Here is a 14,085-nt window from a genome sequence, read left to right as displayed (position 1 = left end):
ACGAACGAGCGCATGTTGAATGCGCCACTTCTACTGCACACTGGAGTTCCCCCGATGCCGACTTCGAAGAAGAATCCTGGCGCGCCAGCGCCCTCAAAAAACACCAGCGCAGTTGCGCGCACACCCTCACAAAACAACAGCAACTCCAAGCTCGACAGTCTTGAGCCGTTCCGTTCGGACGCGACGAATCAAGCCCTGACGACCAACCAGGGCGTCAAGGTTTCCGATAATCAGAACACCCTTAAAGCCGGTCCTCGCGGCCCTTCGCTGCTCGAAGATTTCATCATGCGTGAAAAAATCACGCACTTCGATCACGAGCGGATTCCTGAGCGGATCGTGCATGCACGCGGCTCAGCCGCGCATGGCATGTTCAAGCCATACAAGGCGCATACGGATCTGACGAAAGCGGCGTTCCTGCTGGACCCGAACAAGGAAACACCGGTGTACGTACGATTTTCCACGGTGCAGGGATCGCGCGGTTCAGCGGACACCGTGCGCGACGTGCGTGGTTTCGCCGTCAAGTTCTACACCGAAGAAGGCAACTTCGACCTGGTCGGCAACAACATGCCCGTCTTCTTCATTCAGGACGCAATCAAGTTTCCGGACTTCGTTCATGCAGTCAAACCGGAGCCGCATAACGAAATGCCACAGGGCGGCTCAGCCCACGACACATTCTGGGACTTCGTCTCGCTTGTGCCTGAGTCCGCGCACATGGTGTTGTGGACCATGTCGGACCGCGCGATTCCGCGCAGCCTGCGCACTATGGAAGGATTCGGTATCCATACCTTTCGTCTGGTGAATGCAGAGGGTAAGGGCAGGTTCGTGAAATTCCACTGGCGTCCGACCATTGGTTCGGCCTCGCTCTTGTGGGATGAAGCGCAGAAGCTGGCCGGCAAGGACGCGGATTTTCATCGGCGCGATTTGTGGGAAGCGATCGACATGGGCGACTATCCGGAATGGGAGCTGGGCGTACAGATTGTGGAGGAGGACGACGAGCATTCGTTCGACTTCGATCTGCTCGATCCGACCAAGATTATTCCAGAAGAAATCGTGCCCATTACGATGCTCGGCAAACTCACACTGAACCGCAATCCGGATAATTTTTTCGCTGAAACGGAACAGGTGGCGTTCTGTCCCGGGCACATTGTGCCGGGCATCGACTTCTCGAATGATCCGCTGCTGCAAGGCCGTTTGTTCTCCTACACGGACACGCAGATCAGCCGGCTTGGCGGTCCGAACTTTCATGAGATTCCGATTAACCGCACCATCGCGCCGATGCACAACAACCAGCGCGACGCGAAACACAGGATGACGGTGAATCGCGGGCAAGCTTCGTACGAACCTAATTCCATCGATAGCGGCTGGCCAAAGGAAACGGAACCAGCGGCGACTGGCGGCGGCTTCGAGACCTATCCGGAACGTGTGGATGCCGTGAAGATCCGCCAGCGCAGCGAGTCCTTCGCCGATCATTATTCGCAAGCTACGCTGTTCTGGAACAGCATGACGAAGCCGGAGAAGGACCACATCGTGGGCGCGTATTCATTTGAGTTGGGCAAGGTCGAGCGCAAGTTTATCCGCGAACGGCAGCTTGGGATTCTTGCGAATATCGACAGTGAACTGTGCGCGCGTGTTGCCGATAATCTCGGCCTGCCGGCGCCGAAAGCGAGCGCAAGCGCGGCGGAGTTGGGCAAGTCGTCGCTGGCTGAGTCGCCGGCGTTGAGCATTGTCGCGAAGACCAAGCCGTCGGTGAAGACGCGCAAGGTTGCGATTCTTGCCGCGAAGGGTGCGGATATCGCCACCATCAAGGCGATCAAGGAAGCGCTGAAAGCGGAGGGTGCGCACGCGAAGGTAGTCGCACCGCAGCTAGGCACGTTGGGCGACGGTGTGGAAGTCGATGCAACCATTCTTGGTTTGCCGTCGATCATGTTCGACGGCGTGGTGGTGGCAGGCGGTGCGGCGAGTGCGAAACTCCTGTCGGAATCCGGCGATGCCCGTCATTTCGTGCTTGAATCGTTCAAGCATCTCAAGGCGATTGGCGCGGTGGGTGACGGTGAGGACGTGCTGGCCGCCGCGCATTTGCCGAGCGGTGACGAGGGCATCTGCGTAGGCAGCGACACGAAGAAGGTGATGAAGGCGTTTATTGCAGCGATGTCGAAACATCGCGTATGGGCGCGGGCTGAAAAGGCAGAAAGCGTGCCGGCGTGACGGGCGCTGACCTATAGGGTATGTGAGAGGAATCCGCGACGGAGGTCGCGGGTTCTTTTTTACGGTGTTATCTGTCATTTCAAAGCCTGCCGCGCTTTTGCCGCTTAGCACCGGCACACAGTTGGCGCACGTTTTATGATCGATGAACGCGTTTCCAGACGGAAGACGCGACTCCACGGAGGATGACATGGTCAAGACAGCATTGTGGGTCCGGTTGGAAGCAAAACCCGGCAAGGAGCAAGATATCGAGGCGTTCCTGGCAGGCGGCCTCGCGCTGGTCGAGCAGGAACCTGCCACGACCGCATGGTTCGCGCTGCAGTTGAACGCGAGCACGTATGGAATCTTTGATGCTTTCCCCGACGAAGCCGGTCGCGACGCGCATCTTTCCGGCAAGGTCGCCGAGGCGTTGATGGCGAAGGCGGGCGATCTGTTCGCCTCGCCGCCGCAGATCATGAAGATCGATGTACTGGCAGCGAAGCTGCCGGGCTGACCTCTCGCAGAACGTGGGTCATTTGCTGCGGCGTCGAGCGCCAGCCGCAGCAAATCCACAGATCATTTCAAATCAATTTCAATGATGTTCGGCGAATTCCGCGCGGGGTCTCGGCGTCGCGGGCATCTTCGTGTATTCAAACTCCGGCAGCGCCTTGATGGCCGCCTTCGTCGCACCCGCCAATACGATCTTGCCGCCGACTATATCGAGTTGCTCGATAGGAATGGCGACGTCGTGATGCGAGACGCCGGCAAACTGGCTGGCCGCGATGATCGCAAAAGAGACCGACTTGTCCGGCGCCACAATGATGTCGTGAATGACGCCGACCCGATCGCCGTTCTCGTTGACGACCGGTTTGTTGAGGATGGATTTCTTGATACTCCAGCCGCCCAGGATGGCCGTGGACTCTTCTACGCTGATGCCGATCGTCTGCGAGCCGGCAACTTGCGCCTGCGAAGGAAGGGCGACTTGAGCCAGCGCTGCTGCAAGTAGCGCTGCGATGAGTTTCGTCTTCATGTGTGTCCTCTTGCGCGAGTGAATGAGCAGGCAAGCGGCGTGCGCATGCGCGGTTTGCGGGTTGGAAGACCGCAGACACGCTTGCACCAACCGCCGGAAAACCATCGGCTAAGCATTCATGGCTGATGGTCACGGTGGAGCTTTAAACGACTACGCGACGACTAGGTAACGACTGCGCGAAACGGACGGCTTGATGCGGCTTGATGCGAGTGACACGAAACACATTGGAGAAAACGAACGAACATGATCACGCCGACAACGAACATCGGCATTTGATCAGTCAGGTTGCATATTGCCTGGCCCGGATGGCTCGTTTGAGCGATGTGACACCGATGTGTCATGTATTCGCAATGAGCGAGCTGATTGGGTACGGCAACAGAACCTTGCTGAATGGTAGCCGTGAAATCAGTTTCTGTCAGAGATCAGCTAACGGGGGCTAACGGAAAGCTAACGGGGTCTAAGAGGGGGCTAGGCCATGGGGCGGGCCGAGATAGACACGGCTGCATGCCGGTCTGTTCGCAAAATGCGGATCGCGCTGCTTGCAAATTGAAACGAAAAGAGCCGCACATGGCGGCCCCTTTCAATACTTCAATTTAACTAAAGTGTTAATTTTTACTAGATGGCAGTCCGGTCATTAATGTCTGGCTCAATGCCCGAAGTACACCGAATGTACTCCGTCGGGTTGCGCCATCGGGGCACGCATGCCAGCCGCATATGAGCCGTCCGTCGGTGAGCCGTAAGACGTTGCAGTTACGCCGTGGTTCGCTTCCACGCGTTGCTCTGCTGCCTGGGTCTGCGCCGGATAGCTGGTGTGATCACCTTCAACGTTGTAGCCGGATTGTTCCATCTGGATCAGATCGGCCTTGACTGCAGGGCGGCTTACCGTATCCGCGTCTTGCGCATAAGCGAATGCCGGTGCACCAAGCGCGGAAGCAAGCACGATTGCGGGAACCAGTGACTTGAACATGATGGAATCTCCTCGGGGTCTTGTGTGTCGAGTTTGTTCCAGGACCAATGAGGTCATGCCGAACAATCTCATCACTGAAGTGTAGGTAGTTAAGTGTTGTTGCATTAGCTGTGAATCTGTCGAAATAGTATTGTGTGTCTCGCAACAATGAATGCACTGGATCGGTGCGAACGGTGGCTGGTTAACTGTTCGGTTAATGATCAGGCTAACGTTTTTGTCAGCCATGCAAGCGACCCCGGCGTTATCTTTTGTTTAGCCTTGCATAGCCGGGCGCAGCATCGTTCCTGCATGGTCAATGTGACTGTGTCATTTAGGCTGACTGACCGTTTCAATTTCCCCAATTGGCGTGGCCGCGCGTATTTGCGACACTGGCGCTCCTTTCAAGAGCGCGTGTCTGGCGCGGTGCGCAGGCAATCACCCAATGAGTTTGCTAAGGACACGCGTCGCAACACAAAGCATCAGGGCGTTGCGCAAGGCAATAGTGTTCGCCTGTCTGCTGGCGCTTTCCATTGCAGTCAATGCAACAACGCCCAAGCCGTTTATCGTAGGCGCGGTGCCGGGCGCATTGCCGCCGATGGAAATGAATGATCCGGACGAATCCAGTTCGGGAGTTCGCGGCGTCTCTGCCGATTTCGCGCAACGTGTGGCTACCGCGTTGCAGAGGCAGCTCGAATGGCGGACCTTTCCTGACCGTTCTGCCATGTTGGACGCGTTGCGTCACCATCGGATTGATGCGGCGACCAGTGCGACCGGCAATGACGCGGGACCGGCGCTGCGTTACAGCCGCCCTTATGTTGCGACCAAGCAAGTCTTCGTTGAACGGCGCGTTGCGGGCCGCCGCACAGGACGTATTGCTTATGTCGAGCAGCAAACATCGGCACGACGGCTGAACGATGCTTATCCCGCGCTGCGCGCGGTGGGCTATCGCGACACGCTGAGTGCGCTGCTGGCTGTCTCGCTGGGCGATGCGGACGCGTTTGTGGGCGACCTGGCCACCGCGGGCTACACAATCGATCACCTGGACCTGGTGAACCTCACCATCTCGGGATTCGCGGCATTCGATGAAGCCGGTTACAGCTTCGCCTTCGCTGGCGACGCAGCAGGAGACATCCAGCGTCAACGCGTGGATGCGGCGCTCGCCGCGCTGCCGCCCCGCTTTCTGCTCGAAGTGCGTGCGCGATGGGCCGCTGCCGCTGCGGTGACGTTCACCCGGCCGCTTACGCTAAGCGATGCACAACGTGCCTGGATAAGCGCGCATCCGGTGATCGACTACTCCATGTATGCGGACGCCGCGCCCATGACATTCCGCGATTCAAGCGGTAAGCCCGCGGGTCTGGCAATCGATATGCTTGCGGCTATTGGCGCCCTCACGGGCCTCAGCTTCGAAGGCCACCTGCGCGGTTCGACAGAGCGGGTCACCAATGACCTGGGCGACGGCCGCGCGAGCCTGATCGCCTACGGGCTGAGCGCGGGGCAGATCCCGCCAGAGTTCGCGCCAAGCAAACCTTATGGCGAAGGCGTGCTTGTGATCCTGACGCGGGCTGGAGCTGAGCCGCTGCGCGACGCGCAGGCGCTTGCCGGCAAGCGCGTTGCGCTCTGGCGCAATCATGCGCTCATGAGCATGTTGCGTGAGCGCATGCCATCGGTGCGTATCGTCGAGACATCGCCGATCAATGGCCAGTTCGATGCCGTGGTGAATGGCCAGGCCGACGCGACCATCATCGACATGACCTTCGCCAACTATGCAGTGGGCAATCCGTATCGCAACAAGCTTGTCATCACGGGCGCGTTCTCCGCTCAGCCCGTACAGCACGGTTTTCTCATCGCGCGTAATCAGCCCATGCTGCTGGCGATCATGAACCGCGCGATCGAACACATGCAGCCCACCGAGCTCGATGCCATTCGCCGCCGCTGGATGCTCATCGAACACCCTGAGAGCCAGTGGGAGCGGCGGCGTCCGCAAGTGATTTTCGGCGCGCTGCTGGGTGCGGCCCTGCTGGCGTTGTTGATCGGCTGGGCGGTGTCGTTGAAAGCGCAGATTGCACGCCGGCGGGCGGCCGAACATGCGATGCGCTTGGCAAAGGAAGAAGCCGAAACCGCGAACCGCGCGAAGTCCACGTTCCTCGCCACCATGAGCCACGAAATCCGAACGCCGATGAACGCCGTGCTCGGACTTCTGGAACTCGAATTGCGCAGTCCGGGCGACCGCGCATCGACTGAGCGGGCGCTGGGCACGGCGCATCAGGCAGCACATGATCTGCTTGGAATGATCGACGATATCCTCGACATGGCGAAGATCGAAGCCGGGCGGCTCGTGTTGACCGCCGCACCGCTGGAATTTGGCGAATGGGTGAAAAGCGTGGTGGCGATCTATGAGCCGGCGGCGCGCAGCAAAGGCGTCGCGCTGGTTGTGCGCGTGCGTGGTCGTCAGGAGCATGAGCGCGTGTGGGTAATGGCTGACGCGCTGCGGCTGAGGCAAGTGCTGGGCAATCTGTTGTCGAATGCGATCAAGTTTACGGATGCGGGACACGTGACGCTCGAGTATGCGATCGGGGCGGTGAGGAAGGGCCACGCGCATGGACTTCTCGATGACGATGCTCGCATCGCACGCCGCGAACTGTTGCTGGCAGTTTCTGATACTGGCATCGGCATTGCAGCGGATCAGCAAGCGTTGTTGTTCGCTCCGTTCGCGCAGGCGCGACAGGAGCGCCCCGGCCGCTTCGGCGGCACCGGTCTTGGCCTCACCATCTGCCGCCGCTTGATGACCATGATGGGTGGCACGATCCGGTTGTCCAGCAAGCCCGGGCAGGGAAGCCGCTTTACCGCGCGGGTATGCTTGCCTGTAGCCCGCCCACCGCTAAAAACGCTTGCGCCCGCGCACACGCCCGGGCTCGACACGCACGGCTTGCTCGGTCTGCATGTACTCGTTGTCGACGATCATCCGGCCAATCGCATCCTGCTTGCGAGCCAGTTGAATACGCTCGGCTGCGTGATTGAAACGGCGAACGATGGCGACGATGCTTTCGCCCGTTGGGAGCGGCAGCGGCAAGAGGGCGCTCCGTTTGACCTGATCCTGACTGATTGTTCCATGCCCACGATGAGCGGCGAGGATCTTGCGCGTGCCATTCGTGCGCGCGAACTGGCGCTGACGCGTGCGAACGCTGGTCCAAAGCCGACGCCCATCATAGGCGTGACGGCGAACGCGCAGCCCGAGGCGTTGACTCAAGCGCTCGACGCAGGCATGACGTTGTGTCTTGTCAAACCGCTTGGGCTCGATGCCCTGCAACGCGCGCTGGAAAGTGCCATGCGCGATGAGCGGGGGATGAAGGCCGCCGCGAAGGGCGCCCTGCAGAGCGACGCGTTGCATGTTGCCACTCGAGCCCGACGACATCCGACACGACCATCGCATTCCAGATCCTTCTTCGAGCGTGTATTGGGCGCTGCTGCACCCATGCATGTGTCGACCGCATCGATTGGTTCTGCAAGGTCTTCTGCGCAAGGTCATGCGTTTGCCGATACCTATGGCCCCACTCAAACCTTCCCGGCGAACCGGGCCGTAGGTGGTGCCGTTTCAGCTGCACTCGGCATGTCCGTTTCCTATCCCGGGCAACTGACCGGCGCGTTCGACGGCCCCTCGGATACAGCGTCCGAGGCTGCTCAAGCAGTCGATCACGCCGCTCCGGAACCAGGTACGACCGTTTCCCCCTCCACGGTCCCGCGTTTCAACGCGGACCAACTCAACGGTTTCGGGGACCAGGCCGCCGCCCTGGTCGATGCATTGAAGTCGGCGAACCGGCATGATCTCGAGGAGGCGCGCCGGGCGTTCGCATCGGCGGACTTTCACCGTCTGCTCGAACTGGCGCATCGGATGAAGGGGGCGGCGTTCGTGATCGGCGCCACGTCTTTCTCCGATGCCTGCCTGAGTCTGCAGCACGCATGCGCCAGTAAGTCAGGACAAGGCTACGACACCGCGGCGATCCACGCGGCCTATGCGCGTTTCCACGACGAAGCAATAGCGCTCCAGGCGGCGCTCGAGCAGCACCCGGTCTAAGCCTTCCCAGGGCGCTTTACTATCGATTGGGGTTGCTCGACGCGGATCATTCCACGGTCGTGATTAATGTTCGATTCCGTTCCTGGAACGCGCATGTGTTTTAATTAGCCCCTCCTCTCGCTCCGACATAGGGCCGTTGCGTTTCTGGCGCGGCCCGATCGCCGAATGAATAGAAGGTTTCTTTCGCATCACCGTCACCGCCGCCACAGTCGCCGGCGTGTTGCCACCGTATGGTTCCTGCTTGCGCTTTCGGCTGGCAGCGTGCCGGCTCACGCGCAAAAACCCGAGCTGCTTGACCCGCGCGTGACCCAGGCGACCATCGTGGACACGATCTGCCGCCCCGGTTATGCCGACGACGTCCTGCCTCCCTTCGACACCTTGCAGCGCCAGAAGGAGCAACTGCTGACTCAACGCCATGTTGACGCGCAGAGCGCTTCGGACTACGCGCTCGATCACCGTATGCCGATCCTGCTGGGCGGTTCGCCGACCGCGGCGGCGAACCTTGATATCCGCCGCTGGGACGGGCGTGCGGGGCAGCGCCGCAAGGAACGGCTGGCGGTGTTTCTGAAGCGCTGCGTGTGTACGGGCGACATGCCGCTGGCAGCGGCACAGGCGGCCATGTCGGGCGACTGGCCGAACCGTTTTCGCAATCTGTCGAGCCCCACCTGCAACGGGGGGTGAGGCACGTGCTGCGGTGCGCAACGTGAAAGAGACGGTGTGGAGGACACGTGCTGCGTGCCGGCGCGCACGTCGGCCGACAAGATGAGCTACGGGGCTCGGGAGGCTGAGGGGTTGGCCTGAAGGGCAGCGCGGCCGCCAGCCCAGTCATTACATGGTGAACGTATCAAGCGGCTGATTCGCCTGCGCCTCGCTCGCGAAACGCCTCGCAAGCTGATCGTGGAGGCGGCGTGCTTCGTCGAGCGTCAGGTCGATCCAGTAAGGGTCTCCCGCGCCGTCGTTCAGACGCTCGGGCGGAAACTGGATCTCCAGCACAATGCCTTTCTTGTAACTCATCGATCAATACTCCGCGCGGTCGCAGAAAAGAACAGGCGTCGAGTTTATCCGGCCGGGGCGCATTCATTGCCCTGCAGCGAGGAAACAGACTCTTGCCCCTGGCTAAATGAAGCCTGGTGTCGCAGCCGCAGGACACCCGGTCGCGCTGCCAAGGTGTTGCGGCCGCGACAAGTTGTCACGCCGTGGGCAGCGCTGCCCCGTCAATCAGATGACTGACTACGCGCTCGCCCAGCGCCGGCCCGACGCTCATGCCTACGCCGCTATGCATGTACACACCGGTCACATTCGGCGCGGCCCGCAGAACAGAAAACGGTGCGTCCGACTTCCCGGTCCGCGCGCCATACACGCCCTGCCACCGCTCGACGACCCGCAACGTACCGCCGATCGTGTCCTCGGCCAGGCCGAGCAGGATTTCATCGATAGCCTGCGCATTGAACGGTGACGGATCATCGCCATAATCGTGCGAGTCGCCTACGATCAGATCGCCCACAGGCGTCGGGCTCGCCAGCAGATGAATACCATGCTCGAGCAACGCGGGTTCCCGCGTGGCCACTTCCGCTCGCAATGCGGCGGCTTCGGGAAGGTCCGAGAACGCACCGTAATGCAGGCAGCTTAGCCCCGTCAGTACGGCATGATCGAGGGCTAAAGGCGCCGTTGGCCGGACGCGCAGCATCTGCAACCGGCACACCTGCGGTTCCAGCACAGCGAGTTGCGGCGCGAGCAGCGACAGGTAATCGTGTCCCGCGCAAACCACCACATGCTCCGCTCGCCATGGGCCCGCAGTCGTCTCGACCCGCCCGCTATCCACATCCTGCACGAGCGTCCCGAAGCGAAAATCCACGTTGAACACACGCCGCAAATAGTCGATGAGCGCAGGCACCGCCTCGCGCGAAAACACCTGCAAATCGGCACGCCCATGCAGTGCGGCGCGATGTTTCCGGAAGCGGCCGTCGTAGAGATCGTCGAGCGCGGCGCGCGAAAGCAACGTGGCGTCGTAGCCCGCCGCCTCGGCGCGCGTTGCCGCGAACGCCTCCATCACTTGCGCCTCGGCCGCGCTGCGGGCGAACATCAGCGAGCCGGAACGCCTGACATGCAGCGCCGCGCCGGATGCCCAGTCGAGCCATATTTTCCGCGATGCCTGCGCAAGCGCATGCATTGCGCCCGGCGGCTGGCCGGTCACCAGCACCATGCCAAAATTTCTGATGGACGCGCCGACCGGCGTGCCGCTGCGCTCGAATACGGTGACGCGCAAGCCGCGTTTAGCGAACGCATAGGCATGCGCGAGTCCGAGAATGCCGGCGCCGATAATAGCAACGTCGGTGTGATGGGGAGTGTGGGGCATGCGTAGGGTTGTCATGGTCATCCGTGTGGCGGCCTTTCGCGTACTACAATACGCGCGGTTCCGTGTTTATCCTGTTTGTCCATCCGCTCGTTCATTCATTGCCGGCATGCCCGGCCGCACTCGATGCTCGCCGAACAACGTCATCAATACATCCTGTCGGAGTTGTCGAAGAACGGCGCGTTGTCGGTCGCCGAACTCGTGCGCGCACTCGACGTGTCGCGCGAGACGATCCGGCGCGACCTCAACGCCCTCGCCGAACGCGGCCTGATCGCGACCACCCACGGCGGCGCGTTGTCGAACGATCGCCGGGAGCCGGACCTCGACGTGCGGGAAGCCGCGAACGCAGCCGCCAAGCGCGCGATCGGCGAGCGTGCCGCGCAACTCGTACCCGACGGCGCGTCGGTGATCATCGACTCGGGCAGCACGACCCAAGCCGTCGCGCGCGCGCTGGGGGACCGGCACCGGTTGATGGTCTACACCAACGACTGGCGTATCGCGCTGCTGCTCGGCCGCCGCAACGACAACAAGGTCACGCTGTTCGGCGGCGAGCTCTCGGACCACGAGGACGCGGTATTCGGCCTTGATACGGTGCAGCAACTCTCGCAATATCACGTGGACTTCGCGTTCGTTGGCGCGGGCGCAATTACGCCCGAAGGCTTCCTGACCGACTACTCGCGTCTCGCCGCGGAAGTGCGCAGCCGCATGATCCTGGCGGCGAGCGCGGCGGCTATCGTTGCGGACAACTCGAAGTTCGGTAACGTCACGCCCGTGCGTATCCGCGACTTCGAGAAGGCGCGTTACCTGATCACGGAAGTCGCGCCCGACAAAGCCATGCGCCGCGCAATTGCCGCACGCGGACCGGAGCTGTTGATCGCCTGAGTGCCCGGGCTGCACGGCCGACCTCACTCCGCCGTCAAGTCGGTCAAGTCCGCCAAGCGCACATGCAGCGTGCCCAGCGCCCGCCCGATGGCCGCTACCGCGTTGAACATTTCGTTCGCATCAATTGCGCCGATGCACCCCACGCGGAACGTCTCCACTTCCGTCAGCTTGCCCGGATAGAGGACGTAACCCGCCTCGCGGACGGCTTCATAAAAGCGCTTGAAATCGTAGGCCGGATCGCTCGGCGCATGGAACGTGACGATCACCGGGGCCTGCACCGCAGCATCCAGGAACGGCTTGAAACCGAGCGCCGCCATTCCCTCGATCAATGCCGCGCAATTGCTGCGATACCGCGCGCCACGCGCCGGCTGTCCCCCTTCCGCGATGAACTGATCAAGCGCCGCGCGCAAGGCGGCCACCACGTGGGTAGGCGGTGTAAAGCGCCATTGCGTGGTCTTCATCATGTACGCGTATTGATCGTGGAGATCCAGCGCGAGCGAGCGCGAGTTACCCGCCGACGCTTCCAGCAGCGTGCGTCGCACGATCACGAAACCCATCCCCGGTACGCCTTCCAGACACTTGCCGCTGGCAGAGATCACCGCATCAATGCCACCCTTCGATACATCGATAGGCAACGCGCCGAACGAACTCATTGCATCGACGATCAGGCTCTTGCCATGTTGTTTGCATAGCGCCGCGATGTCGTCGAGCGGGTTCAGCAAGCCCGCGCTCGTTTCCAGATGGACCTGCGCCACATGCGTAATACGCGGCTCACGACGAAACATTTCCTCGATCCGCGCGACGCTTGCCGGCTCGTCATCGCGAAACTTCAGCTCGACCGATGCCACCCCCAACCGCTCGAGTATTTTCAGTAAGCGTGTGCAGTACGCGCCGTTGTTCGGCACGAGCACGACCGCTTCGCGGGGTACGAGCGAGCCGAGCGCGGCTTCCACGGAAAACGTGCCGCTGCCTTGCATGGGGACGCACACAAAATCTTTTTGACCAGACACGATCGTCAGGAGATCGCGGCAGATATCGCTTGTCATCCGGTTGAAAGCCGCGTCCCAGGAACCCCAGTCGCGAAGCATCGCCTGACGAGTGGCAGGCGATGTAGTCAGTGGGCCAGGGGTCAGCAAAATCGGGTCACTTCCGTTGATCACGTTTTCCTCCATTCATAGCTTTCAAGTGCCGATTCGATGGTTGGGTCGACGGCTTAATCGACGATTCAGCATCGCTCGGCAGGCATGAAATAGTCTAAGCGTAATTTTGGCGAAATGTGTTTTTTGTTGGAAAAATGTGGCATCGTCATGGCGCTGTCATGAAGTTCTGTGATCCTTCGTTCGGGCAGCAGGCGGACTGAAATTCGGGACGCCGCGCCAATGAATCATCGGACGCACCGGATCCAAAAGAATCCAGCCGATGCCTGGAAAAACGTGTGTTTATCCTCACGCCACCTGGTTGTATCCGCCTTCCCGGAGAAACAAGCACCATGACAAAAAATCGCTTTTCCGCTTCCCGCTTGGTCGCACAGCGCGTGCTGCCGGCGCTGGCCGTGGCCGCTTTCGCGAGCGCTGTAACCGTACCGGCTTTTGCTGCCGATGCAGTCGTGCTTTACAGCGCCGACGGCCTGGAAAATCTTTACAAGGACGTATTGCCGGCCTTCGAAAAGAAGGAAGGCGTGAAGGTTAATATCGTGATCGCGGGTAGCGGGGAAGTTGTGAATCGCGCCACGGTGGAGAAGGATTCGCCGAAAGCGGACGTGCTCGTCACGCTGCCGCCGTTCATTCAGCAGGCGTCGCAAGGCGGCTTGCTGCAGCCGTACCAGAGCGTCAACTACAAGAATGTGCCGGCCATCGCGAAAGCGCCTGACGGCAGCTGGGCGACCTTCGTGAACAACTATTTCTCGTTCGCGATCAACCCCGAAATCACGAAGACCGCGCCGAAGACGTTCGCTGATCTGCTGCATCCCGACTTCAGCGGCAAGATTGCCTATTCGAATCCGGCTACCGCTGGTGACGGCATGGCCGTGATCATCCTGACGAGCGCATTGATGGGTGAAGACAAGGCATTCGATTACCTGAAGGATCTGGAAAAGAGCGCAAAATTCCACACCAAGGGCACGGGTTACCTCGACGTCCTGCTCTCCCGTAACGAGATTGCGTTCGCCAACGGCGACCTGCAGATGGACCTGGACGACTCAACCAACGGCGGCCTGTCGCTCAAGCCGATCTTCCTCTCGGCCAAACCGGGCGAAGCACCGACCACGTTCCAGTTGCCCTATGCAATCGGCCTGATCAAGGGCGGCCCGAACCAGGCTGAAGGCAAGAAGCTGGTGGACTACCTGATGTCGAAGGAAGTGCAGTCGAAGGTGCCGGATATCTATGGCATTCCGGGACGTACCGACGTGCCGCTGGCAGGCAAGAATGGCGAGACAGTGAAGCAGGCGATCGCGGGCGTGAAGCTGATTCCGGTGGACTGGAACCAGGTGATGGAGAAGAAGGCTGCATGGACCGCACGCTGGAAAAACGACGTGATCGGCAACTCCGACAAGCAGCTCGAAGTCGTCAAGCCGAAGTCTTAAGCCCTTGCTTTCTTTGACCTTCGGGCTCGTCCTGTTTTCT

11 protein-coding genes are annotated in these 14,085 nt (G+C 60.8%); 6 read left to right on the top strand and 5 right to left on the bottom strand.

The window, feature by feature from the left end; genetic code table 11:
- The first annotated feature begins 54 nt into the window (after nucleotides 1–54).
- The gene (gene katE, locus SBC1_RS33320) at nucleotides 55–2,205 is read left to right on the top strand and encodes a catalase HPII (protein ID WP_165104570.1); all 2,151 of its coding nucleotides are present in this window, start codon (nucleotides 55–57) and stop codon (nucleotides 2,203–2,205) included.
- A gap of 187 nt (nucleotides 2,206–2,392) precedes the next feature.
- Nucleotides 2,393–2,695, top strand: coding sequence for a putative quinol monooxygenase (locus tag SBC1_RS33315; protein ID WP_165104569.1), 303 nt, complete (start codon nucleotides 2,393–2,395; stop codon nucleotides 2,693–2,695).
- Between the two features lie 78 nt (nucleotides 2,696–2,773).
- On the opposite strand, the gene SBC1_RS33310 is transcribed toward SBC1_RS33315, so the two are convergent.
- A complete protein-coding gene (locus tag SBC1_RS33310; RefSeq protein WP_165104568.1) occupies nucleotides 2,774–3,211 on the bottom strand; it encodes a PRC-barrel domain-containing protein in 438 nt (145 codons plus the stop codon).
- Nucleotides 3,212–3,857: 646 nt separating this feature from the next.
- Nucleotides 3,858–4,178 carry a DUF4148 domain-containing protein gene (locus SBC1_RS33305; protein WP_165104567.1) on the bottom strand — a complete coding sequence of 107 codons (321 nt, stop codon included), beginning with the start codon at nucleotides 4,176–4,178 and terminating at the stop codon, nucleotides 3,858–3,860.
- Between the two features lie 421 nt (nucleotides 4,179–4,599).
- Between SBC1_RS33305 and SBC1_RS33300 the strand changes: the two genes are divergently transcribed.
- The gene (locus tag SBC1_RS33300) at nucleotides 4,600–8,229 is read left to right on the top strand and encodes an ATP-binding protein (RefSeq protein WP_165104566.1); all 3,630 of its coding nucleotides are present in this window, start codon (nucleotides 4,600–4,602) and stop codon (nucleotides 8,227–8,229) included.
- A gap of 165 nt (nucleotides 8,230–8,394) precedes the next feature.
- Complete coding sequence (locus tag SBC1_RS33295) at nucleotides 8,395–8,910, top strand: hypothetical protein (protein ID WP_241202318.1); 516 nt, start codon at nucleotides 8,395–8,397, stop codon at nucleotides 8,908–8,910.
- A gap of 147 nt (nucleotides 8,911–9,057) precedes the next feature.
- Here SBC1_RS33295 and SBC1_RS33290 read toward each other — a convergent pair whose 3' ends face one another.
- Nucleotides 9,058–9,243, bottom strand: a complete 186-nt coding sequence (locus tag SBC1_RS33290) for a hypothetical protein (RefSeq protein ID WP_165104565.1) — start codon at nucleotides 9,241–9,243, stop codon at nucleotides 9,058–9,060.
- A 175-nt stretch (nucleotides 9,244–9,418) separates the two neighbouring features.
- Entirely contained in the window at nucleotides 9,419–10,585 is a 1,167-nt protein-coding gene (locus tag SBC1_RS33285) for a TIGR03364 family FAD-dependent oxidoreductase (RefSeq protein WP_165104564.1), read from the bottom strand.
- A gap of 123 nt (nucleotides 10,586–10,708) precedes the next feature.
- Here SBC1_RS33285 and SBC1_RS33280 point away from each other — a divergent pair, with 123 nt between their 5' ends.
- On the top strand, nucleotides 10,709–11,464 hold the full coding sequence (locus SBC1_RS33280; protein WP_165104563.1) for a DeoR/GlpR family DNA-binding transcription regulator: 756 nt from the start codon (nucleotides 10,709–10,711) through the stop codon (nucleotides 11,462–11,464).
- 23 nt (nucleotides 11,465–11,487) lie between these two features.
- Here the strand turns inward: SBC1_RS33280 and SBC1_RS33275 are convergent, their stop codons facing one another.
- Nucleotides 11,488–12,636 (bottom strand): 2-aminoethylphosphonate--pyruvate transaminase, encoded by a 1,149-nt coding sequence (locus tag SBC1_RS33275; RefSeq protein WP_165104562.1) that lies wholly within the window; start codon nucleotides 12,634–12,636, stop codon nucleotides 11,488–11,490.
- A gap of 317 nt (nucleotides 12,637–12,953) precedes the next feature.
- On the opposite strand from SBC1_RS33275, the gene phnS reads away from it, so the two are divergent.
- Nucleotides 12,954–14,045, top strand: coding sequence for a 2-aminoethylphosphonate ABC transporter substrate-binding protein (phnS, locus tag SBC1_RS33270; RefSeq protein WP_165104561.1), 1,092 nt, complete (start codon nucleotides 12,954–12,956; stop codon nucleotides 14,043–14,045).
- Nucleotides 14,046–14,085 lie beyond the last annotated feature (40 nt).

The organism is Caballeronia sp. SBC1 (assembly GCF_011493005.1).
Taxonomy (GTDB): Bacteria; Pseudomonadota; Gammaproteobacteria; order Burkholderiales; family Burkholderiaceae; genus Caballeronia.
This window is presented reverse-complemented; position numbering and strand designations above follow the sequence as displayed.

Bases quoted from the DNA above. Each gene is read 5' to 3' on its own strand.
- katE (WP_165104570.1), top strand. From the start codon at position 55: ATGCCGACTTCGAAGAAGAATCCTGGCGCGCCAGCGCCCTCAAAAAAC.
- SBC1_RS33315 (WP_165104569.1), top strand. From the start codon at position 2,393: ATGGTCAAGACAGCATTGTGGGTCCGGTTGGAAGCAAAACCCGGCAAG.
- SBC1_RS33310 (WP_165104568.1), bottom strand. From the start codon at position 3,211: ATGAAGACGAAACTCATCGCAGCGCTACTTGCAGCAGCGCTGGCTCAA.
- SBC1_RS33305 (WP_165104567.1), bottom strand. From the start codon at position 4,178: ATGTTCAAGTCACTGGTTCCCGCAATCGTGCTTGCTTCCGCGCTTGGT.
- SBC1_RS33300 (WP_165104566.1), top strand. From the start codon at position 4,600: ATGAGTTTGCTAAGGACACGCGTCGCAACACAAAGCATCAGGGCGTTG.
- SBC1_RS33295 (WP_241202318.1), top strand. From the start codon at position 8,395: ATGAATAGAAGGTTTCTTTCGCATCACCGTCACCGCCGCCACAGTCGC.
- SBC1_RS33290 (WP_165104565.1), bottom strand. From the start codon at position 9,243: ATGAGTTACAAGAAAGGCATTGTGCTGGAGATCCAGTTTCCGCCCGAG.
- SBC1_RS33285 (WP_165104564.1), bottom strand. From the start codon at position 10,585: ATGCCCCACACTCCCCATCACACCGACGTTGCTATTATCGGCGCCGGC.
- SBC1_RS33280 (WP_165104563.1), top strand. From the start codon at position 10,709: ATGCTCGCCGAACAACGTCATCAATACATCCTGTCGGAGTTGTCGAAG.
- SBC1_RS33275 (WP_165104562.1), bottom strand. From the start codon at position 12,636: ATGGAGGAAAACGTGATCAACGGAAGTGACCCGATTTTGCTGACCCCT.
- phnS (WP_165104561.1), top strand. From the start codon at position 12,954: ATGACAAAAAATCGCTTTTCCGCTTCCCGCTTGGTCGCACAGCGCGTG.